Genomic DNA, 21,186 nt, shown 5'->3' with positions numbered 1-21,186 from the left:
TCTAGCAACGCTATGCGCCCTATCCTCCGTACAGCACACGCAAGTTGGGGGGATAGATGCGATTCATCTTCGTGCATGGAACCGGGGTGCGCCGCGAGCGCTTCGACGACCTGTTCCGGTGGGTATGCAAAGGGCTGGTTGAACGATTCCAGGATGCGGACGTCGAGCCGTGCTACTGGGGTGACACGTTCGGAACGACACTCAGCGCGGGCGGCGCTTCCGTCCCAGGGATCGCAACCACACGCGGCGCTCTCAGTGATCCCGAAGCAGCAGATGCAGCTGAGTGGTTGCTGCTCCTCACCGACCCACTCTGCGAACTTAGGGTCCTCGCCGAGCTGGGCACCGAAGATGACGAACTCGGGATGCCGGGCGTGCAGTCAGCGGGCGAGTCGGTCGCCAGCAGCCTCGGAAAGCTGCCCAGAGAGCTTCAGCGGGGTACGGACGGAGCGGATGAGCTGACCCACCTGCTCAGGGACGTCGGCCTCATCGACAGCTACGGCGAGGCGCTGGATGAGATAGCGGCTTCCGACGAGTTCCGTGACGCGTGCGCCGCTGCACAGGATGATGCCTCCGCGGCGGAACTCACCACTGCCACGAGCCGTGCCATCGTTGCGCTCTTGCTCGCCGGTGCCCAGGACATGGTGATATGCACCGGCGACGAACGGGACCGGATCGTGGACCTGCTGAGCAGCCGGATCGGCGGGACAGCGCGCGGCCCTGTGACCCGGGTAGCAGGCATGCTCCTCAAGCTTGGGTTACGCCTGACTCCGCAATCTGTCTTGGACCGCCAGCGGGGCGAGTTCACCTCGGACCGGGCATCCGAGGTGGGGGACATCCTGCGCTACCAGGCACGCGGCGGCCCGCTCCGCGACCGCCTGGCACAAGTCATCGGGCAGAGCCCGGAACCGCCCGTCGTGATCGGCCACAGCCTCGGTGGCATCGCCCTCGTGGATGCTCTGGCCCTGGCCGCTGTTCGCCAGCAGCCCCTGTCGGTACGGCTACTAGTCACGGTCGGTTCCCAGGCCCCCTTCCTGCACGAACTCGGTGCCCTCGCCGGCCTCCCGCCCGGCGCTACCCTGCCGCCCGGCTTCCCTCAGTGGCTGAACATCTACGACCGCAGGGACCTGCTCTCCTACCTGGCCGAGCCCGTCTTTCCTGGCGACTCTCGGGTAGCCGATCACGAGGTGCGTAGCCGGCAGCCTTTCCCCGTCTCGCACAGCGCGTACTGGAAGCTCGACGCGGTCTACGACCAGATCGGTGAGGCTCTGCGATGACCCCCGCTCTCGATCCCGAGAGGGTCTTTGCACTGGTCGTGGGCATCGAATCCTATCAGGTGGGCGCTGGTTGGTCGCTTCCCGGCCCGGCACGCGACGCGGTTCGCTTCGCCGACTGGCTCACCGGCCAAGCTGGCGTGCCACCGTCCCATGTGCATTTGCTGCTGTCGCCCCTGGACCAAACCCGCGCCAGAACCTGTCCGTCGGCCACTCTTGAGAACGTCCACCGGGTGCTCTTCGAGGAACTCCCCAAATGCGACGGAGATCTTTTGTGGATCTACTGGGCGGGGCATGGCTTCGTTGATGAAAGGCAGCAGCTGCTCCTCCCTTTCACGGATGCCACGACCCTCCTCACCCGCCACCTCAACCTCCAGGCCGCTCTGCGCTGGTGGCGATCGAGCAATGTCGCCGGAGGGCGTTTCCGCCGCCTCGTCGCCGTGGGCGACACCTGCCGCATCGAGGCCAAGCGGGCAAGGAAACTCAGATTCGGAACCATCGAACCCGAGGCCGGCGACCTCATTCACGAACGACGGCAATTCGTTCTCTACGCTGCACGCCCCGGTCAGGCGGCCCAGAACCAAGCGGAACGACAGGCGGGTCAGTTCACGGACACGCTGCTGAAACGCCTGGACGGCAAGGCGGTCGACGAGAGTGTCGAGGGGCTGGTCGGCATCACCCGCGCCGTCCAAGCGGACTTCAGCATCATGCGCGCCAGGGGCGAGGCGTGGCAGGAGCCGCAGTTCGTCATCAGCGAGGGCTGGGAGGGGTCGACCCTTTTCGGCGACCACTGGGCCGACGACGTCACCGGCACCGTTCCCGATCCGTCCGACGCGCCCGTCCTCGACCCGCCTGCCTGGACCGAGCTCGGGCAGCTCCTGAGGAATCGCCCGTTACCTCCGTACTCCTATGACGCCTACCGGTGGGCTTTCGAGGTCACCGGCTGCGCCGTTCCGCCCGGCGACGTGCTCCCCGCGGATGATCTTCTGGATATCGTGCGTGACCTCGACAGCCGCCAGGGCAGACATCGGGACCGCCCGCTCACCCTGCCCTTCGTACGCCATCTGGCAGACCGGGCCACCAGGAGAAGTCCCGACTGGGCCGCCGAGGCCAACGCCTGGGTGGACCGCACCCGCGAGCGCCTCGGCACGGCCCCTGTGCCCGCGCCGCCGGAGCGTGCCGCCGAAAGCCCGGCCCTGCACGTCCAGCTCAGGCACGATGCCAACAGCCGGTACTGGACCCGTATGTGGCTCTACCAGCACAAGTTCGAAAGCGTATGGGAGGCGAGCCAGCCACTGGATCTGGAAACCGTCCGCGCAGCGCTCGGCCAACAACTTGGCGCCCGCCCCTCGTGCGCCCCGACACGCATCGAGTTCCACGTGCCGTACGACCTCCTGGAGGAGCCGTTCGAGTCCTGGCACATCCCCTGGCGCGGCAACAGGACGAAAGAGCTCGGCTGCTACTTCGATGTCCTGCTGCGCTGCCCCGACGAACGCGATGGACTCTCCGTGGAACCCTGGCGCCGCAAATGGTCATGGCTCAGGACCCAGGGCGGCCGGCACCCGCATGCCGTGCTCGACATCCGCGACAGTGACGTGTCCGCGAATCTTGGCGCCACACTCCAACAGGCCGGGCCGCCCGTATGCGTCCTCGCCGAGGTCACGGAACCCATGATCATGGACACGCTGGACGCCATACTCGACGGTGGGGTGCCGATAGCTATCTGGCGCCGACCAGCTGACTTCCAGGGAGAGGCGGCCGAGCCGATCCGCACCGCGCTGGCGGCAGGAACTGCCCAACTCGACGTACAGACTCTGCCCGCCCGGCTCCGGCAGGCACGAATCGCCCAGCGTCCTCTCGCCCTCATGTGGGACGACCCCGGGCGCATTCCCGGAGGACGGACGCTCACGTCATGAATGGAGACAGGGTGGCTGCGGCGGAAGCAACCAAGGACTGGTGGATCTACCAGGGCGCTGGGACGCCTGCTGACAGGCAGGCCCGCCTCACCGAACACCGTCCGCCGTGGCGGGCCTTCAAGGGCGAGCCCGACCCCGGCTATACCCCGCCCGGTACCTTCGGGGCCGCCTGGGACGAAACCCTTAGCCGCGGCGCCGGCTATGTGCCCGACGAGGCAGAGATAGACGCCGTGAACACGGCGCTGTATCTGCGCCGGCCGCTACTCGTCACCGGCAAGCCCGGCGTCGGCAAATCGACGCTCGCCCACAGCATCGCTGCCGACCTGGAACTTGGCCCAGTACTGCACTGGCCCATCACCAGCCGCAGTTCCCTGCGCGACGGCCTCTACCAGTACGACGCCATCGGACGACTGCACGACGCCAACCTGCGCCACCTCGACGCGGCAGCCGCCGCGCTTGTCAAAGGACAACACTCCGCAGACAAGTTGACACCCCGCCAGCCCACCTCCATCACCTCGCCGCCTCCCGCCGCCGGCCCCCGTACACCGGGTGGCCCCATTGCCCCATACCTGCGCCTCGGCCCCCTGGGCACCGCGCTCGTGGCCCAGGAACGGCCCCGCGTGCTCCTCGTTGACGAAATCGACAAGAGCGACATCGACCTTCCCGGCGACCTGCTCACCGTCTTCGAGGAGGGCTCCTTCGAGATCCCCGAGCTCGCGCGGATCGCCGCCCACCAGTCCAAAGTAAAGATCGGTACGCAGGACGACCCGGAACCTCATGTGGAGATCGAACGCGGCCGCGTCCAGTGCCTCAGCTTCCCCATCATCGTCCTGACCAGCAACGGCGAACGCGACTTCCCGCCGCCGTTCCTGCGCCGCTGCATCCGACTCAACGTGGAGGCGCCCAGCCGCGAGAAACTGACACAGATCGTCCGGCAGCGACTCGACCTGCAAGCGGGAGCCGACGAGCCGTACCACGACCTCATCGAGGCCTTCCTCACGCGGCGTGTGGAGGGCGACCTCGCAACCGACCAGCTACTCAACGCCGTACAGCTCAGGCTCAGCGGGGCATGGTCAGATGACGGCGACCGCACCACGTTCCTCGACACCGTCCTGCAACGCCTCACCGGCCCGCTGACATGATCGAGGAACTGTTCGACGCCCTCGGTGCGTCCGGCGTCAACGCCGGGCCCGAGGAACTGGCGGAGATCCTGTGGCTGGCCGCCCGCATCGACGGTCCCGGCATCCGACCCCCCGACCACCCGAGTGACGCGCACGTCGACGGGAGCGCCCAGCCGCCACGGGCGCTGGACTCTCCCTCACCAGCGGCTTCCTCCACCGATCCGCCTCCCGCCGAACAGTTCTACAGTGCCGCCGACATAACCGACACCCCCGGCTCAGCCCCACGGCATGCCGACCTCGTCCGCGTCCGGCGTGCCGCGTCCCTGCACGACCCCCTGGCCGTGATGCGGGCACTGCGGCCTCTCGGACGGCATGCCGGCCTGCCCGGCGATGCCGCCCGAGGTGAACTCGACGAAGAACTCACCGTCCGGAGCACCATCGAGCAGTGCCTCCCGGTCCCGGTCATCCGTCCCTGCAGGGGCCGGTGGCTGGACCTCGCCCTCGTCGTGGACACTCACCACTCGATGCGGCTCTGGCACGACCTGGTGACCGAACTCCGCCGCGTCTTCGCCCAGACCGGCATCTTCCGCGACGTGCGGACCTGGTACCTGAGCGGTACGGGACCAGACGAAGCCCCGTCCGTCGCCCGGGCCAGTGGCGAGCCCCGCAGTGTCCAGGAAGTCGCCGACCCTGCAGGCCACCGCCTGGTGCTCGTCGTCACGGACACGGTGGCCGACGGCTGGAATACTTCCGGGGTCCAGGACGTGCTGCGGCACTGGTCGTCCCACGGCCCAGTCGCCCTGCTCAACGTTTTGCCCCGCAGGCTGTGGGACCGCGGCGCCGTCCGACCCCAGCCGCATATGGTCAGGGCCCCCAAGCCTGCCGCCCCCAATACATCCTGGCGGCTGGGACCTGTCGCAGGAAGCCGCCGCAGCCAACGTCGCCGCGATGCCCTCGCCGAAGGCATCGCGATCCCAGTCGTGGAGGTGAGCGCCAGCTCGATCTCCGCACTGGCGGAGCTGGTGGCAGGCGGCGGCCGCTGGAGCCGCCTGCCGTGTCTGACCGTTTCCCGCAGTCCGGAGGGCCTGACCGCGTCTCCGCCCGTCCCGCCGGGCCCGGTCCACAACCGGCCGGTCGCCGTCGACGAGATCCTCCGCCACTTCCGGGCCGGCGCATCTCCGATCGCCCAGACGCTGGCCGGCTACCTGTCCGCCGTGCCGCTGAATCTGCCGGTGATGAACCTCGTACGACAGATCATGCTCCCGGACTCGGAACCCGGGCACCTCGCGGAGGTCGCGCTCGGCGGGCTCTTCGAGTCCTGGGAACGTGCAGCCCGGGACGGGCGCACGGACATGGAACAGATGCCGTTCCGCTTCCGCGCCGGCGTGAGGGAGGCCCTGCTCGGTTCACAGCGACGGCACGAGATCACCACGGTACAGGAACTCGTACGCCGCGAGATGGGAGCCTTCGTCACGCAGCGGGGCGCGGGCCCGGTCGGCGACTTCCTCGCCGCGCGCGGTGCAGCAGCGGGCGGGGACGGCAGCCGGACCATAAGCCCGGATGCCCTGCCGTTCGCCGACCGGGTGAGCACGCCGAGCCCGGTGGGGCTCCCCGTCCGGGAGGCCCCGCCCTCGCACGAGGACCACCTGCTGCGCTACATCGAGCGTAACGTGGACGCTCGCCTACGCGAGGCCATGGGCCGGGCAGTCAACGGCCACAGCACTCTTGCAGTGCTGGTGGGGGAGCCCGGTTCGGGCAAAACCTACGCCGCAGCACGCGCCACCCAGGAGATGCCGGACGACTGGAGGGCGTGGTCGCCTGACGCCTCCCTCACGTTGGCGCGGGGGGCACCCGATGTCGGTCCCCGAACAGTCGTCATGCTCAACGATCTCCAGACGTACACGACGGTTCCCGGTTTCCCCATCGCAGACATGGCACGCACCCTGCGTGACTTGATCGAGGACACCCAGCGGGCACCTGTCATGATCCTCGGAACGCTCACCCCCACGGCCTGGGACAGCCTTGTGGCAATGGCTGAAGGGTCGAGTGAGGGCTTCGAAAGCGACCGCGAATTGCGCCGCCTCATCGACCACGCCGAGGTCATCCGCATCTCCCCGGTCGACGCCACGCCCAAGCGATGGCCAGACGAACCGTCACACACACGGCTCGTCATGATCGCCAGCACCAGTGACCCAGCGCACGCCGGAAGCGGGTTCAAGCAACTGGGTACTGGCTTCCTGCTGGGCCCGCGTCTGGTCCTCACCGCTGCGCACATCCAGGACCGGCGCAGCCGACTGGAGAAAATAGAGGTCTGCAGCAGTCGCGGCACCGTCACGGCGGACAGCTGGGTCGACTGCCGCGTGCTGTGGAGCCACGACGCCTACGACGCAGCCCTGCTCCTCGCCGAGAACAACCTCGCCGAGCCCGCCACCGACAGCCACTTCTCCCTCCCCCACTGGGCACAGCTGACCGGCGATGAACCACTAAGCCCCTGCCACATCACCGGCGTCACCGTCGCGGACAGGGCCGCCCCGCAAGCAAGCGGCCATCTGGCCGGCGTCCTGTATCTCTCGCCATCCCATCTGGAGGCCGCATACGAATTCGAGCCCTCCAGTCCCCTGCCGAGATCTCTCGAGAAAGCAATGGCCGGAGCGCCCGTGTTTTCTGAGGGATTCCTCCTGGGCTTCGTCATCGGCCGCTCCGCAGGCAGCCGCCTCGCTGTCGCCGGTATCAGCACTCTGGTCAACGAAGGGGACTTCACCGAATTCTGCCGCCCTTACATGCCGGGCATCCCCCCACTGCAACGCCTACCCGCCACGCCGACCTCGCCAGCCGAGGGCGACCGTACAAACGACACGTCGGCCAGGCACCCGCCGCCACGGGTGTTCATTTCCTACACCCACGAAGACGACAACGGCGCCCACGCCGAGCAGATCCATAACCTGGTCGAGGTGCTGAGCGCTGCGGGCATCAATGTCCGTCTCAACGCAGGCGAGCTTGAGGGCTCCCGGGACTGGGCAGCCCGGATGCGGCACGAAATGGAAGCGGCGGACGTCATCCTGGCGATCGCCTCACCGGAGTACAAGCGCCACGCCGACACCGCTCAATCGGACACCGCCAGTCAGGTCCGCGTAGCATCGGAAGCCCGCTTGCTCCGCAACGAGCTCGCCCACGGCCCGGAGAATCTGAGTCGACGGATCCTGCCTGTGCTCCTGCCTGGCAGCACCACCGAGGACCTACCGGCCTTCCTCAGGCCTCTCCGCCCCCTCGCCGTCGACACCGTCACCCACGCCGGCATCGCCCAACTCCTGGACCGCATTCCCGGATATGCGCGCGAAGACTCCGCACCGGCACGAGAGGTCGACCCTGCCCGGGTGCACGCCCTGATCGTCGGCGTCGAGCGCTACGACGCCGGCACACCGTGGGACCTGCCCGGGCCCGCGCGGGACGCCGTCCGCTTCCACAGGCTTCTGCGCGAGGCCGGCGTGCCCGAGACCCAGCTGCGGCTCCACCTCGCGCCGTTGCCGCCGTACGTCCCCGACGTCCGCTACGAGCCCGCCGACCAGGCCACGCTGCGCCGGGTCCTGATCCGCGAACTGCCCCTGGCGCCGGGCGAGATCCTGTGGGTGTGGTGGGGCGGACACGGCACCCTCGACCAGGCCGGCCAACTGCGGCTGCTCTGCTCCGACGCCACCACCACCGACAAGCTGGGCATCGACCTGCACTCGGCCGTCGAACGGTACGCGAGCGACGCAGTGCCCGCACTCGGCAAACAGCTGTGGATCGTGGACGCCTGCGAGATCTTCGAGGAGGACCTGCCCTCCCGCGAGCAACTGCCGCCGGACGCCCTACCCGTGTGGCGGTGGACCCCCACGCACCATCAGACAGTGCTGCGGGCGGCGGGCCGCGGACGGCCCGCCGCCAACGACCCCAATCCCGGTACCGGCCTCTTCTCCGACGTCCTGCTCGGCCTGCTGGCCGACCGAGCCGCGACGCTGCCCGCACTACCCGATCCGGAGGAACTGTTTCCGGCCTTACGCGCGCGTATCGCGGCCCTCGGGGAAGCAAGGCCCACTCTGCAGTACCCCGACATCCGGCTGCGTAGCCCCGAGCGCACCGAGGTTCTCTCCGAAGCCTCCCCCACGACCCCGCTCGCGCCCGAGCGACCTCCCGCCGCGCCGCTACACCGTGCGGTCGAGGCGCTGCTCGCCTATCCAGCGATGACCGATCCCACCGAACTCCAGAGCGTTGTCGCTGCGCTGTCGCCTCGTGTGACCGCGGCACTTCCCCGTCACACCAAGGCTCGCACCGATGTGGTGAGCATCCTCACCTCCCTCGCCCGGCGCCATCCGGAGGCGCTGGGGGAGCTGTTCGACGCGGTGGTGGCCGTCGACGACGACCCCGGGCGGAGACACGAACTTGAGGCGGCACTACGCGCACTTCACGGAGACGAAAGCGTTGCGCGGCGCGGCGCAACTTCCAGAACGCCCCGGGGGCTCAAGTCTGGCCGTAAGTCCTACCTGTTCCAGTGCCCCGCGTGCGCAAGCGAGATCACCATCCCAACCCAGCAGGACGAGCAGGAGCGCATCCGTGCGGCATCCGACAGCCATCTGCCAGGGTGCTTCGGGCGGCTCCTGGACCCGTACCGGCTCAGCGAGATGTCATACGCCCAAGCCACTGCCGCGGTGGCCGGACTGGGGAGAAACGAGTGACTGGGCATCGCGGGTCTGCTGCACCCAGCAGACGACACTCGGATACGACTGCGGTGTAGGCGAGGACGTCAGCACGGCGTTCGGCGCGGTTGCCAGCGCTTGTACAGGCCTGCTGCATCAAGTCAGCCACGACGCGCTTACGGGGCTGCCCAACATCACGGAACAGCGCGCCCGCCTCCCGCCTCGGTCCCGGCGCGCCGGGACCGGGGCGGCTCCGAGGGCGGCGGGCGCGGTCATCACCGCGGCGTACGAGGCCGGGAAGATCACGAGGGCCCTCGCCTGCCGCAGCAGCTTCTGGAACTGCCGGATCTGTCAGGCGGCCGGCTCCCCCGCCACCTCAGGCCATGGCAGTCTCTGTCCCTGACTGCCGGTCGGTCAGCCGGGTGTGACGAGGCATCGGCAGACCGCAGAGGTGCTGCGTACCGGGTCGGCCGGCCCGGCCGGGCTCAGTCGATCGCCTTGATCACCTTGGCGGGCACTCCCGCGACCACGGTGCCGGCAGGAACATCCCTCGTGACCACCGCACCGGCAGCGACCACCGCGCCGGCACCGATGGTCACCCCCTGCATGATCACGGCAGCTGTCCCGATCCAGACGTCGTCCTCGATGACGATCGGGGCGAAGGAGAGGTACTCGCGACGCTTGGCCAGGGGCAGTGGATGGCCTCCGGTAATGAGGCTGACCTTCGGGGCGATCATGACGCCGTTCCCGATACGGATGCCTCCTTTGTCCATAAAGGTGCATCCCTGGTTGACGAAGACGTTCTCCCCGAACGTCGTGTGCAGCCCGCACTCAGTAAAGAACGGCGGGTAGATCATCACCGACTCCGGCAGCGGGCCGCCGAACACAACGGAAAGTAGTTCAGTGCGACCTTCGCTGTCGCTGAACGGAAGCGCGTTCAGTCGAGAGGTCGCATCGGTCACCTCCACGATCCGCTCCGCATGACGCGCGAATTCAGGCGTCTGGACATACATGACCTGCTCTGTGCGGGTAGACATGCGCTGATCCCACCACCGAGCAGAACATTCGATCAAACAACCCGGCACCACACCAGACACAACCTGTGGTTGTGAAAGTAGGGTGGAAGCGTGGATGTTGAAGCGCTGCGGACGTTCCTGGCCGTCGCCGAGACAGGCCAGTTCCAGGCTGCGGCCGACGAGCTGAGGATCAGCCAGCAGGCGGTCTCCAAGCGGATCGCGGCCCTGGAGAGGCACATTGAGGTCACGCTCCTGGTGCGGACCTCCCGAGGCTCCCGGCTGAGCCTGGACGGGCAGGTCTTCCTTCCGCACGCCAAGAAGGTCTTGGCAGCCATCGAGCAGGCCGAGCAAGCCGTGCGCCCCGGCAGCCGTCCCCTGCGCGTCGATGTCCTCAACCGGCGCACCTCTCCGGCCCAGGCTGTCTACCGGTTCTACCGCTCCCACCCCGAGACGGAGCTGGACGTGGTCACGCTGAGCAAGGAGAACGCCGCCCAGGCCGCCCAGGCGGTGCTCGGAGGGACCATCGACGCGTCTTTCCGCGCCCTGCCGGCAGACCAGATCCCGGCTGGGATCAGCGCTGAACGACTCCTGGACGCTCCCCTGGAGCTCTTGGTCGGCCCGGGCCATCCGCTGGCTGACGCGCCCTGGGTCAGACCTGCGGACCTGGCCGGCCACCGCATCTGGATCCCCGGGATCAGGCCTGGCACGGAGTGGGCGGCGTTCTACCAGGCGCTGTCCGAGGCCTTCGGCCTGAGCATCGACGCACTCGGCCCCAACTTCGGTGACGAAGTCCTGATGGACGCGCTGGCCGACTCCGCCTCGCTGGCCACCCTCGTCGGCAGCGGGGACCGCTACCTGTGGCCCCAGACCCACGACCTACGGCGCATCCCATTGCGCGACCCGACCCCGGTCTACCCGCACGTGCTGCTGTTCCGCAGCGGCGACCAGCACCCCGTACTGACCGCGCTACGCGACCATCTACGCACCGCAGGCCCGCGAACCCCTCACGACGCGTGGGCGCCGGACTGGGTAGACCGCTGACCAGGCGACGGAATCAACAGACACTCCCCAGCGATGGATGGTTGCGCTCTTCCGTACGCCTGCATGGCGGAAGCGCACGACCGTCGTGAACTGTCGCGACCTGCTGGACTGGATGCCCGCGCATCGCCACGTTCTGCATGGTGGGCGCCCAGGCGATCCTCGACGCCGAGCGCATGATCACCAAGGACTTCCAGCAGCCCGGCACGAACACCACCGGCACCACCGTCAGGACGAGATCTCCAACGGCCCGACCCTCCCCTTCCACGACGCCGGCGGCGACCGCTCCGAGAGGGTCGCCGCCCTGCGCAAGGCACCCTGGCTGAAGGGGCGAAGGGGCAGGGATACTCCTTCGGCTTCCCCGTGCGTTGACATGAGGCCGCCCAAAAGGGGCATTCGAACAGGCGAGTCGAACACGAAGTCCGCAACCGACATCTGGGAGTGTCCCATGGCGAGTTACGGCAGTTCCTCTGCCGCGTCCTCCGGATCACGCACGAACGGCCTGGCGATCGCGAGCCTGTGCTGCGGCATCGTCGGCCTGTTCATCCTGAACATCATCCTGGGCCCGCTGGCCATCGTCTTCGGTGCCGTCGCCCGCCGTCAGGCGGCGGCGAAGAACGGCGCCGGCATGGCCAAGGCGGGCATCGTCCTCGGCGTCGTCGACGTGATCCTGTGGATCGTGCTCCTGGTCGTCGCCGCCAACAACGGCGGATTCAGCTGGTACGTGGGCGGCTGACGGCCCCCGGGACGAGGGACCGGTGTCCGGGCGGCACCGGTCCCTCAGCGTCGGCGCAGGCCGCCGAAGAACTGGCGGAGGTCGGCGACGAGCAGGCCGGGGGCGTCATGGGCGGCCCAGTGGCTGCCGCGGTCCGCCTGCGACCAGGAGACGATGTTCTTGTGGTCGCGGTCGGCGAACTTGCACACCGGCCGACCCCCGTCGCGGCCGTGATCGTCTCCGTGGAGTGCTCGGTGTGCCAGCCCTCCCAGTAGAGCCGGGCCGAGGAAGCGCCGGTGTTGGTCAGCCAGTAGATCGTGGCGATGGTCAGAACGGTGTCCGGGTCCACCGCAGTGCCCAGCAGCTGGTCGTGAACCTGTCCCCCGCGTTCCGCGTGCCTGCTGCCAACGCCCGCCGGGCCCTCAGTAGTTCCATGCACGGCCGCCCCGCCCATGCACGGTGTGTGAGAGGAGGTGTCGTCGTCCGTACGGCGGAGGCCCGGCCGCGTCAGGCGACGACCGGGTCCTTCCTCACTGCCGTTCGTTCCCCGTGCTTCGCCCTGCCGCCTCTGCCGTTGCTACCTCTTGCCGTCGGCGCACAGTTCCTGGTCGATCAGCTTGTTCTGCGCCTTTTCCGTGGACAGGTCGGGGGCCCCGTCGCCCGTCGCCTCGACGACCACGACCCGGCGGCCGTCGGCGCTCACCCCGTCCCGGGTGGTGTAGCCGGCCAGGTCACCGCCGTGGCTGTAGTAGACCCCGCCGCAGGACAGCGGGATCTCCATCAGGCCCAGGCCGTAGCGCGCACCGGGCCACACGGGGTCCAGCTCGGCGGCGCGTACGGTCGTCTTCATCTCGGCCAGCTGGGCAGGGTGCAGCAGCCGGCCGCCCAGCAGCGCCGCGAAGAAGCGGCTCACATCGCCGGTCGTGCTGATCATGGCGCCGGCCGCGCCCGCCGCGGTCGGGTTGAAATCGGTGACGTCGATCGCCGGGCCGGGCTCGCCGAAGCCGGAGTAGCCGCGCAGATGCGGGCCGGGAATGCGGGACTGGGCGTCGGGGGTGAGGGTGTCGCGCAGCCCCAGCGGCCGGACGACGCGCCGGGTCACCTTCTGCTGCCAGCTCCGGCCCGTGACCTTCTCGATGATCATTCCGGCGAGGATGTAGTTGGTGTTGGAGTACGCCCACTGCGCGCCGGGCGCGAAGTCCGGCGCGTGCCGCATCGCGATCTCGACCAGCTGCTCGTCGGTCCAGGTGGTGTACCGGTCGGCCTCGAAGCCCTCCCGGCTGGTGATCGCCGGGAAGTCCGCGGTGTAGTTGAACAGCCCGCTCGTGTGGTTCAGCAACTGGCGCACGGTGACGTCGCCGCCGTCGTTCCCGTTGCCCGACACCACACCCGGCAGCCACCGTTCCACCGAGTCGTCCAGCGACACGCGCCCCTCTGCGACCAGTTGCAGCATCACAGTGGCGACGAACGTCTTGGTGGTGCTGGCGATCCGGAACCGGTCACGGACGTCGGCCGCCCTGCCGGTGCCGGTGTCGGCCACCCCGGCGGTGGCGTGCCGCTTGCCGCGCGGGCCCGTCGACTGGGCGACGACTCCGACGGTCCCGGTCCTGTGGATGGCGTCCACGCTGTCCTGGAGCCTGCCCCGGAACGTGGTCGGCGCCGGCTCCGAGGCGCTTGCGGCGGGCGCTATGAGGCCGAGGCCGAGTGCGGTCAGCGCGGCCGTCGATGCGAGGTGACGCAGCGTCATCATGGGCTGTCTCCTTGGCAGTTGGTCGTTCACCAGGGGTTCCGGGTGTGATCACCAACGTAGAAGGAGGGGCATGCGGCGGACGATCCAGCCCGCGGGCCGGTCCGCGGTACAGCCTGCTGTACGCACGCCGGGCGAGGTACGTCCGTACGCACACCGCGCGACGTGCGTCCCGAAACTCACGCCAGTCGGCGTACGTCCTCCAGATAGCGCAGGACGGCGGCGACCCGCCGGTCCACCTGGTCCGCGGGAGACAGGTCGAGCTTGGCGAAGATGCTGCGGATGTGCTTGTGGACGGCGCCCTCGGTGACGACGAGGCGTCCGGCGATGGCGGAGTTGCCCAACCCCTCGGCCATCAGGCCCAGTACGTCCCGTTCGCGGGGGCTGAGCCGTTCCAGGCGGGGGTCCTGGCGGGAGCGGGTGAAGAGCTGGGCGACGACCTCGGGGTCGATGGCGGTACCGCCGTCCGCCACCCGGTGCAGGGCGTCGAGGAACTCCTCGACCCGCCCGACACGCTCCTTGAGCAGATACCCGAGGCCGGTGACACCGCCGCCCAGCAGCTCGGTGGCGAAGCTCTGCTCGACATAGGCGGACAGCACGAGGACCGCCAGGTCCGGCCGTCGCCGCCGTGCCTCGACCGCCGCGACGATGCCCTCGTCGGTGTGGGTCGGAGGCATCCGTACGTCGAGGATCGCCACGTCCGGTTTGTGTGCGTCGATGGCGTCCAGCACCCCGTCGGGGGTGCCCGCGGTGGCCACCACGTCGAGGCCCTCCGCGCGCAGCAGCAGGGCCAGGCCCTCGCGCAGCAACGGGTCGTCCTCGGCTATGACGATGCGCAGTTCACGGTCCATCCGCAGTTCACGGTCCATCCACAGGTCGGGTCCAGGGCAGCACGGGGCCCGCTCGGCGGATCACGATCCACAGGGGAGGTCCACCTCGAGGGTCGTGGGCCCGCCGGGCGGGCTGACCAGGGTGAGGCTACCGTCGAGTGCCGCGATCCGGCGGCGGATACCGGTGAGTCCGGAGCCGCCGTGCTCGTCGGCTCCGCCCCGGCCGTCGTCCTCGACACGCAGCCGCAGCCGGCCGCCACGGCTGTGGGCCGTCACGGTGGCGCTGCGGGCGCCGCTGTGCTTGGCGATGTTGGTCAGCGCCTCGGCCACGACGAAGTAGGCGGTCGCCTCCACGGAGGCCGCGCAGCGGTCGGGGACGTCGACGTCGATCCGGCAGGGCACCCCGCTCTGCGCCGCCAGTCCCGAGAGCGCCCCGGTCAGGCCGCGGTCGTCGAGCACCGGCGGCAGGATGCTGCGGGAGACCGTACGCAGTTCGGCGAGGGCCTGTTCGGCGGCGGACTGGGCGCGTTCGAGGAGTTCGTCGGCGCCGGCCGGGTCGCGGGCGACCATCCGGCGGGCCGCGCCGAGCAGGACGGTGACGCTGACGATGCGGTTCTGCGTGCCGTCGTGCAACGAGCGCTCGATACGGCGCAGTTCGACGGCGTGCGCGTCGAGCGCGGCGGCACGGGTGGCGGTCAGTTCCGCGACGCGCAGGGAGAGATCGACGTCGGGTCCGGCCGCGAGGAGCTCCCGCCCGGGCCGGGCCTGCAGACGGGCCATGCCGGGGGCGAGCCCGAGGATGATGATGACCCAGCCCAGGCCCAGCAGACACACGGCGAGGGCTTCGGGCCAGGACCGCGCCAGGCCGACCCCCAGGGAGGTGGCGGTCGCTTCCTCGGGCAGGAGCCGCCAGTACAGCGGAAAGGTGCTGTCCCGCACGGCGAGGACCGGCAGGAGGACTCCGAGCACTCCCAGCAGCAGGCCCAGCGTCGCGTGCCGGACCAGCCAGCGCAGCTCCCGTCGGGTGGTGGGGTCGACCAGCGCGAGCCGCAGCCGGGTCGGCGCGGGTTCCGGGGCGACGACCTCGGGACCCCGGCGGGCGAGCCGCGCACGTTCGTGTCCGGCCAGGGCGTGCAGCGCGCGCAGCACGGCGGGTGCCATGAGCAGCCCCGCCCCGGCCAGGCTCGTCACGGCGGTGAGGGCCGTCCAGAGCAGCACCAGCAGGGCGAGCAGGGCTGTGTTGAGCCCGGACGCCAGCTCTCCGATCGCGGTGCCGGCGGCGCTCAGGGTGCGTACGACGGTGTCCTTGACACCCGTGCCCCGGTCGGCGGCAGCGGTGCCGGTGCCCGCCGTGCTGCCGGTGCCGGCCGTGCTGCCGGCGCTGGCCGCGTGGTCCTCGTGTGGTGCCATCCAGCCTCCCTCGGTCGCGGACGACCCTATGCCGCCCGCCGGTTCGCAAAGGGTGTCGGGGACCGGAAGTACAGCCTGCTGTACCTGGAGCGGGCGGGCTGCGGGATCGGCCGCGAGGGGTGCTGATCCATAGCGTCGGTGACGACAGCAGACGAGTGCGCAAACGCACGAGCCACAGGAGGGACGCCATGGCGAACAGGACCACCGACGCCGACAGCCTCACCCGAGGGGAGGTCGCCCGCACGCTGCTCTGGTCCGTGGTGGTGATCAGCGCGGTCAGCAACATGGCGGCCTCCTTCGGCGGCGCCGACACCTGGGTCCACCTGCTCTGCGGCATCGTCACGGTGCTCTGCGGCGGAGCCCTCGCCGTGCGCGGTCTGCGAGGCCGTCGATGACCGCCGCCATCGCGCTGGCCCAGGTCAGCAAGGAGTACGCGGCAGGTGTACGCGCCCTCGACGACGTGTCGCTGACCGTGGAACGCGGTGCGTTCGTGGCCGTGATGGGGCCTTCGGGCTCCGGCAAGAGCACGCTGATGCACTGCGCCGCCGGGCTGGACTCCCCGACGTCCGGGAGCATCCGCATCGACGGCCACGAGATCGGCGGGCTGAACGAGACCCGCCGGACCGAACTGCGCCGGGAGCACATCGGGTTCGTGTTCCAGGCGTACAACCTCATCCCCTCGCTCAGTATCGAGGACAACATCACCCTGCCGCTGCGCCTGGCGGGACGGGCTCCGGACCACGACTGGCTGCGCACACTGGTGGGACGGGTCGGTCTCGCCGACCGGCTGAGCCACCGGCCCGCCGAGCTCTCCGGCGGCCAGCAGCAACGCGCCGCCGTCGTACGGGCGTTGGCGGCCAGACCGGCCGTCGTGTTCGCCGACGAGCCGACGGGCGCGCTGGACCTGCGCAGCGCCCACGAAGTGCTGGACCTGCTGAGGGACCTGGTCGACGAGCTGCACCAGACGGTCGTGATGGTCACCCACGACCCGGCCGCCGCAGCCCGCGCACACCGGGTGCTGGTGATGGCCGACGGCCGCGTGGTCGAGTCCCTGGAGACCCTCACCGCCGCTCAACTGGCCGATCGCCTCGTCGCGTTGGGAAAGGTGTGAGCCGTGTTCCGTCTCGCGATCCACATGGCCGCACACCGGATCACCGCCCTGATCGCTGTGGCATGCGCGGTCCTCGGCGGCGCCGCTCTGATCACCGGCACCGGCATCCTGGCCGAGTCCGGTGTCCGCTCCCACCTGCCGCCCGGCCGCCTCGCCGGCGCGGACGTCGTGGTCGCGGCCGACCAGGAGTTCCATCCGGCCGGGGACCTGCCGATCGCCCTTCCGGAGCGCCGTAGGGTCCCGGCCGCACTGGTCGCCGACCTGTCCGGGCTGCCGGGGGTGGAGGCGACGGTCGGTGACTTCGGCTTCCCCGCCGCGCTCGTCGACTCCCGCGGCCGGGTCGTACCGACGAAGGACCCCGCGTCGGCGGGTCATGGCTGGTCGTCCACCGAGCTCCTGAAGGACCGGGCGGTGGACGGTGACGCGCCGGCCGGTTCCGGTGAGGTCGCCGTGGACAGCGCGACCGCAGCCGCCGCGGGGGTGAAGGCGGGTGACCGGGTGCGGGTCGTCGCGAACGGCCGTCCCGCCGCCGGTTACCGCGTCTCGGCGGTGGTCGACGCGCCGGGCGCCGGTGTGCTGTTCGCCGACCGGACGGCCGTACGGCTGTCGGGCCGCGAGGACGGAGCGCTCGCCAGGACCGTCGACCTGATCGGTCTGCGCACCGCGCCCGGGGCCGAGGAGCGGGTCGCCGCCGACGTCCGTACGAAGCTGAAGGGCACCGGGCTTCAGACGGTCACCGGTGCGGACCGCGGGGACCTCGTGTCGCCCGGCGCGGGTGCGAGCCGCTCCCTGCTCATCCTGCTCGCCGGGTCCCTCTCCGGGATCATCGCGCTGATCACCGGGTTCGTCATGGCGAGCGCGCTGGCCGTGTCGCTCGGCGGGCAGCGCCGCGACCTGGCGCTGATGCGGGCCGTCGGCGCGACCCCCCGGCAGATACGGCGGCTTGCCGCGTCCCAGGCCACCGTCATCGCGGCCGGCGCGCTCGTGCCCGGAGTGGCGGTGGGCTACCTCCTGGCCGGACAGTTCCGCGGCCTGCTGGCGGACCGGGGCGTCATCCCCGCCGAACTCCCTCTCACCTTCAGTCCGTTGCCCGCGGTCGCGACGATCCTCCTGACGGCCCTCGCCGTACAGCTCTCGGCGCGGGGCGCGGCGTGGCGCACCTCCCGCATGCCGGCGACGGAGGCGGTCGCCGAGTCGCGCAGCGAACCCCGCGACCCGTCCAGGATCCGTACGCGCTCCGGTCTGGTGGTCATCCTCGCCGCGACCGCCCTGTCGGTCCTCCCGCTCTTCTCCCGCACCGTCCTCGGTGCCGCCGCCACCTCCATCGCGGGCATCCTCGGCGCGATCGGTCTGGCGCTGGCCGGGCCGGCCCTCGTCCGGGGCGTCGGCGCCGCCGCGAGCCGGCGCACCCGTTCCGGCACCTCCGCGCCGACCTGGCTGGCGATGTCCAACCTCCGCGCCTATGCCCTGCGCAACGCGGGGATCGTCAGCACCCTGGCCATGGCGGTCGTGTTCGTGCTGACGTACATCTTCGCCCAGACCACCGTGATGGCCGCCACCACCCAGGACACCCGCACCGGCACCCTCGCCCAGCAGCGGCTGAGCGCGCCGGGCCTGGGCGGACTGCCCGAGGGCACCCTGACCGCCGTACGGAAAACGCCCGGGGTTCAGGCGGCGGCCCCGGTCGGCACCACGACGGTGATCTGGTCCTACAAGATGCTCGGCGACACGGTGTCCGAGGCCGCCTCCGCAACGATCCTCCCCCCGGACGCCGCGGGCGTCCTCGACCTCGACGTACGGGACGGGGACATCGGCCGTCTCTCCGGCGCCACCGTCGCCGTCAGCGGCGACGTCGCCCGCTCGCGCTCGGCGGGCGTCGGCCGGCGGGTGCAGCTGGTCCTCGGCGACGGCACACCGGTCGACGCCAAGGTCGTCGCCGTCTACGACCGCGGCCTCGGTTTCGGCTCGGTCGTCCTCTCCCGCGACCTGGCGGCCGGACACACCACGACGGAGCTCGACCAGTCCGTCCTCGTGCGCACCGACGGCACGGCAGCGGCCACGAAGAGCCTCGCCGCCCTGGCCGCGTCCCGCCCCGGCCTGACCCTGGAGAAGGCGAACCCGACCGCGACCGGCGGCCTTGAGGACGCCCCGCCCGAGGTGTGGATCAACCTGGCCACCATCGTGGTGCTGCTCGTCTACCTCCTGCTGAGCATCGCCAACAAGCTGGTCGCCGCGACAGCCCAGCGCCGGGTCGAGATGGCCGCGCTGCGCGTCAACGGCACGACCCCTCGTCAGATCCGCGCGATGATGCGCCGTGAGGCCGCGGTCACCGCCGCCACCGCCCTCACCACGGCCCTGCTGCTGTCCGCGATCCCCCTGGCCCTCCTGGGCCAGGCCTTCCTCGGCCGCCCCTGGCCCGCGGGCCCGGTGTGGCTGCTCCCCGCTCTCGTGGTCACGGTCACCGTCACGGCGTTCCTCACCATCGAACTGCCCACCCGCCAGGCCCTGCGCACCTCACCCGCCGACGCGGTCCGCGCGTCGTGATCCCGCACCTGAACCGCCGTCCCGCCGCGCCGTCCACACCGGTGTGGAGGCGAGCCTGGGACTCTGGGAGTCGAGCACATCGATCTCCTGTGGGCCCACGCCGAGGACCGCACCGTGCCGCTGGAGGAGACGGTCGATGCCTTCGGCGAGCTGGTCGAAAAGACAGTGACTCGCGGCGGGCGGTCAGTAGTTCTCCCACTCGTCCAGCACGTACTCCAGCACGGCCGGGTCCATCAGCGTGCTCGGCCGGACGTCCTGGCGGCGGCGGTCCACGGGGAACACCGTGGCGGCCTTCAGGACCGCCTCGTCCAGGTAGCGCAGTTTCGGGGCGTCCGCTGCCAGCCGCAGCGGTGGGGACGTACCGCCGCGCGGGGTGGCCAGGACGTAGCCCCAGTTGCCGAAGCTCGGTACGTCGACCTGGAACTCTGTGGTCGCGTAGCCCGCCGTCTCGATCGTCTTCGCGATCGACCAGAACGTCTTCGGCGCGAAGAACGGCGACCCGCTCTGCACCATCACCCTGCTCTGCGGCGTCAGGACCTGGCCGAGCAGGTGGTAGAACTCCACCGAGTACAGCTTGGCCAGTGCCGCCGTGTCCGGGTCGGGGAAGTCGAGGACGACCGCGTCGTAGTGCTGGCGGGCGCCGCGCAGCCAGTTGAAGGCGTCGGCGTTGACGACCTTGACCCTCGGGTCGCCCAGCGCCTTGTCGTTGAGGTCGCGCAGGGGCTTGAAGTCGCGGGCGAGCCGGGTCATCGCCGGGTCCAGTTCCACGAGCGTGACGTGCTGGACGTCGTCGTAGCGCAGCACCTCGCGCAGAGCGAGTCCGTCGCCGCCGCCCATGATCAGCACGTTGGCGCGGGAGCCGGCGAGGGCGGGGTGGACGAGGGACTCGTGGTAGCGGTACTCGTCGACGGAGCTGAACTGGAGATCGCCGTTGAGGAAGAGGCGGATGTCCGGTTCGCCGGTGAAGGCGGTGGAGCGGGTGACGACGATCTCCTGGTACGACGTCGTCTCCGCGTGGACGATCGGGTCCCGGTACATCTGCTGGCGCGCGGTCACCTCCAGGTCGTCCGCGAACGCGTACGTCGTACCGAGCACGGCCAGGACCGCCGTGACCCCGGCCAGCAGGGCGCTGCGCACCCAGCGCCGCATCTGCCGGCGGAAGATGAACACCACCACGATGACCCCGGCCACCGCGTTGACCGCGCCGACCACCAGCGTGCCCTTCAGCTGGCCGAACGTCGGCAGGAGCCACAGCGGGAAGCCCAGGCCGCCGACCAGCGCCCCGATGTAGTCGACGGCGAACATGTCGGCGACCGCACTGCCCGCCTCCTGCTTCCGGATCCGCTGAAGCAGAGTCATGAGCAGCGGAATCTCCGCGCCGATCAGCATGCCGACGGCCACCGCGACCACGATCATCGCCGGGGTGTACAGCTGGAGCCAGGCGAACGCCGCGTACAGCACCAGCACTGACAGCCCGCCGACCAGCGCCAGCACGCCCTCCACGAGCGCGAACGCGCCCACCGGGCGGTGGCGCAGGGGTTTGGCGGCGAGGGAGCCGAGCCCCATGGCGCACACCATCACGGAGATCACCACGGAGGTCTGCAGCACCGAATTGCCGATGAGGTAGCTGCCCAGCGCGGTCAGGGCCAGCTCGTACACGAGGCCGCAGGCCGCGCAGAGGAAGACGGCGAAGAGCAGCAGGAAGCGAGCCCCCCGGGTGTGCTTGACGGCCGGGGGGCCTGCGGGTGCCGCGATGGTGTCGCGGCCTTGCACGGTGGTGGCGCTCATCGTGGG

The 21,186-nt window shown here is 70.2% G+C and carries 15 protein-coding genes; 9 read left to right on the top strand and 6 right to left on the bottom strand.

The features are described from left to right. Positions 1-56 precede the first annotated feature (56 nt). Genes SLINC_RS45040 through SLINC_RS50125 form a run of 4 tightly spaced genes read left to right on the top strand, consistent with a single transcriptional unit; the run spans position 57 to position 9,020 of the window. The gene (locus SLINC_RS45040; protein WP_067444529.1) at positions 57-1,274 is read left to right on the top strand and encodes an alpha/beta fold hydrolase; all 1,218 of its coding nucleotides are present in this window, start codon (positions 57-59) and stop codon (positions 1,272-1,274) included. After that, positions 1,271-3,187 carry a VMAP-C domain-containing protein gene (locus tag SLINC_RS45035; RefSeq protein ID WP_067444526.1) on the top strand — a complete coding sequence of 639 codons (1,917 nt, stop codon included), beginning with the start codon at positions 1,271-1,273 and terminating at the stop codon, positions 3,185-3,187. Before SLINC_RS45040 ends, SLINC_RS45035 begins: the two co-directional genes overlap by 4 nt. After that, the gene (locus tag SLINC_RS45030; protein ID WP_067444523.1) at positions 3,184-4,329 is read left to right on the top strand and encodes an AAA family ATPase; all 1,146 of its coding nucleotides are present in this window, start codon (positions 3,184-3,186) and stop codon (positions 4,327-4,329) included. The genes SLINC_RS45035 and SLINC_RS45030 overlap by 4 nt, the downstream gene beginning before the upstream one ends. Further along, positions 4,326-9,020, top strand: coding sequence for an SAV_2336 N-terminal domain-related protein (locus SLINC_RS50125; RefSeq protein WP_079165048.1), 4,695 nt, complete (start codon positions 4,326-4,328; stop codon positions 9,018-9,020). Before SLINC_RS45030 ends, SLINC_RS50125 begins: the two co-directional genes overlap by 4 nt. A gap of 446 nt (positions 9,021-9,466) precedes the next feature. Here the strand turns inward: SLINC_RS50125 and SLINC_RS45020 are convergent, their stop codons facing one another. Next, a complete protein-coding gene (locus SLINC_RS45020; RefSeq protein WP_107406922.1) occupies positions 9,467-9,994 on the bottom strand; it encodes a DapH/DapD/GlmU-related protein in 528 nt (175 codons plus the stop codon). 114 nt (positions 9,995-10,108) lie between these two features. Here SLINC_RS45020 and SLINC_RS45015 point away from each other — a divergent pair, with 114 nt between their 5' ends. Both SLINC_RS45015 and SLINC_RS45005 read left to right on the top strand, forming a co-directional pair. Further along, entirely contained in the window at positions 10,109-11,038 is a 930-nt protein-coding gene (locus tag SLINC_RS45015; protein ID WP_067444517.1) for a LysR family transcriptional regulator, read from the top strand. A gap of 445 nt (positions 11,039-11,483) precedes the next feature. After that, on the top strand, positions 11,484-11,771 hold the full coding sequence (locus tag SLINC_RS45005; protein ID WP_067444511.1) for a DUF4190 domain-containing protein: 288 nt from the start codon (positions 11,484-11,486) through the stop codon (positions 11,769-11,771). Positions 11,772-11,815: 44 nt separating this feature from the next. Here SLINC_RS45005 and SLINC_RS48330 read toward each other — a convergent pair whose 3' ends face one another. The 4 genes from SLINC_RS48330 to SLINC_RS44990 form a co-directional block, all read right to left on the bottom strand. After that, positions 11,816-11,959 carry a hypothetical protein gene (locus SLINC_RS48330; RefSeq protein WP_159425428.1) on the bottom strand — a complete coding sequence of 48 codons (144 nt, stop codon included), beginning with the start codon at positions 11,957-11,959 and terminating at the stop codon, positions 11,816-11,818. A 368-nt stretch (positions 11,960-12,327) separates the two neighbouring features. Then, positions 12,328-13,500 (bottom strand): serine hydrolase domain-containing protein, encoded by a 1,173-nt coding sequence (locus SLINC_RS45000; protein WP_079165047.1) that lies wholly within the window; start codon positions 13,498-13,500, stop codon positions 12,328-12,330. 176 nt (positions 13,501-13,676) lie between these two features. Further along, positions 13,677-14,366 carry a response regulator transcription factor gene (locus tag SLINC_RS44995; protein WP_067444508.1) on the bottom strand — a complete coding sequence of 230 codons (690 nt, stop codon included), beginning with the start codon at positions 14,364-14,366 and terminating at the stop codon, positions 13,677-13,679. A 42-nt stretch (positions 14,367-14,408) separates the two neighbouring features. Then, positions 14,409-15,737, bottom strand: a complete 1,329-nt coding sequence (locus tag SLINC_RS44990) for a sensor histidine kinase (protein WP_079165046.1) — start codon at positions 15,735-15,737, stop codon at positions 14,409-14,411. Positions 15,738-15,925: 188 nt separating this feature from the next. On the opposite strand from SLINC_RS44990, the gene SLINC_RS44985 reads away from it, so the two are divergent. Genes SLINC_RS44985 through SLINC_RS44975 form a run of 3 tightly spaced genes read left to right on the top strand, consistent with a single transcriptional unit; the run spans position 15,926 to position 19,392 of the window. Beyond that, positions 15,926-16,132, top strand: coding sequence for a hypothetical protein (locus tag SLINC_RS44985; RefSeq protein ID WP_067444504.1), 207 nt, complete (start codon positions 15,926-15,928; stop codon positions 16,130-16,132). Continuing rightward, positions 16,129-16,848 carry an ABC transporter ATP-binding protein gene (locus SLINC_RS44980; protein ID WP_067444501.1) on the top strand — a complete coding sequence of 240 codons (720 nt, stop codon included), beginning with the start codon at positions 16,129-16,131 and terminating at the stop codon, positions 16,846-16,848. Before SLINC_RS44985 ends, SLINC_RS44980 begins: the two co-directional genes overlap by 4 nt. Positions 16,849-16,851: 3 nt before the next feature. Then, the gene (locus SLINC_RS44975; protein ID WP_107406774.1) at positions 16,852-19,392 is read left to right on the top strand and encodes an ABC transporter permease; all 2,541 of its coding nucleotides are present in this window, start codon (positions 16,852-16,854) and stop codon (positions 19,390-19,392) included. A gap of 183 nt (positions 19,393-19,575) precedes the next feature. Here the strand turns inward: SLINC_RS44975 and SLINC_RS44970 are convergent, their stop codons facing one another. Further along, positions 19,576-21,180 (bottom strand): polyamine aminopropyltransferase, encoded by a 1,605-nt coding sequence (locus SLINC_RS44970; RefSeq protein ID WP_067444498.1) that lies wholly within the window; start codon positions 21,178-21,180, stop codon positions 19,576-19,578. Between the last annotated feature and the right edge of the window lie 6 nt (positions 21,181-21,186).

The sequence above is a fragment of the Streptomyces lincolnensis genome, assembly GCF_001685355.1.
GTDB classification, from domain to species: Bacteria; Actinomycetota; Actinomycetes; order Streptomycetales; family Streptomycetaceae; genus Streptomyces; species Streptomyces lincolnensis.
This window is presented reverse-complemented; position numbering and strand designations above follow the sequence as displayed.

Coding starts and splice junctions, on each gene's coding strand:
- SLINC_RS45000 (WP_079165047.1), bottom strand. CDS start 13,500: ATGATGACGCTGCGTCACCTCGCATCGACGGCCGCGCTGACCGCACTC.
- SLINC_RS45030 (WP_067444523.1), top strand. CDS start 3,184: ATGAATGGAGACAGGGTGGCTGCGGCGGAAGCAACCAAGGACTGGTGG.
- SLINC_RS45005 (WP_067444511.1), top strand. CDS start 11,484: ATGGCGAGTTACGGCAGTTCCTCTGCCGCGTCCTCCGGATCACGCACG.
- SLINC_RS50125 (WP_079165048.1), top strand. CDS start 4,326: ATGATCGAGGAACTGTTCGACGCCCTCGGTGCGTCCGGCGTCAACGCC.
- SLINC_RS45040 (WP_067444529.1), top strand. CDS start 57: ATGCGATTCATCTTCGTGCATGGAACCGGGGTGCGCCGCGAGCGCTTC.
- SLINC_RS45035 (WP_067444526.1), top strand. CDS start 1,271: ATGACCCCCGCTCTCGATCCCGAGAGGGTCTTTGCACTGGTCGTGGGC.
- SLINC_RS44995 (WP_067444508.1), bottom strand. CDS start 14,366: ATGGACCGTGAACTGCGGATGGACCGTGAACTGCGCATCGTCATAGCC.
- SLINC_RS44980 (WP_067444501.1), top strand. CDS start 16,129: ATGACCGCCGCCATCGCGCTGGCCCAGGTCAGCAAGGAGTACGCGGCA.
- SLINC_RS44970 (WP_067444498.1), bottom strand. CDS start 21,180: ATGAGCGCCACCACCGTGCAAGGCCGCGACACCATCGCGGCACCCGCA.
- SLINC_RS45020 (WP_107406922.1), bottom strand. CDS start 9,994: ATGTATGTCCAGACGCCTGAATTCGCGCGTCATGCGGAGCGGATCGTG.
- SLINC_RS44990 (WP_079165046.1), bottom strand. CDS start 15,737: ATGGCACCACACGAGGACCACGCGGCCAGCGCCGGCAGCACGGCCGGC.
- SLINC_RS44985 (WP_067444504.1), top strand. CDS start 15,926: ATGGCGAACAGGACCACCGACGCCGACAGCCTCACCCGAGGGGAGGTC.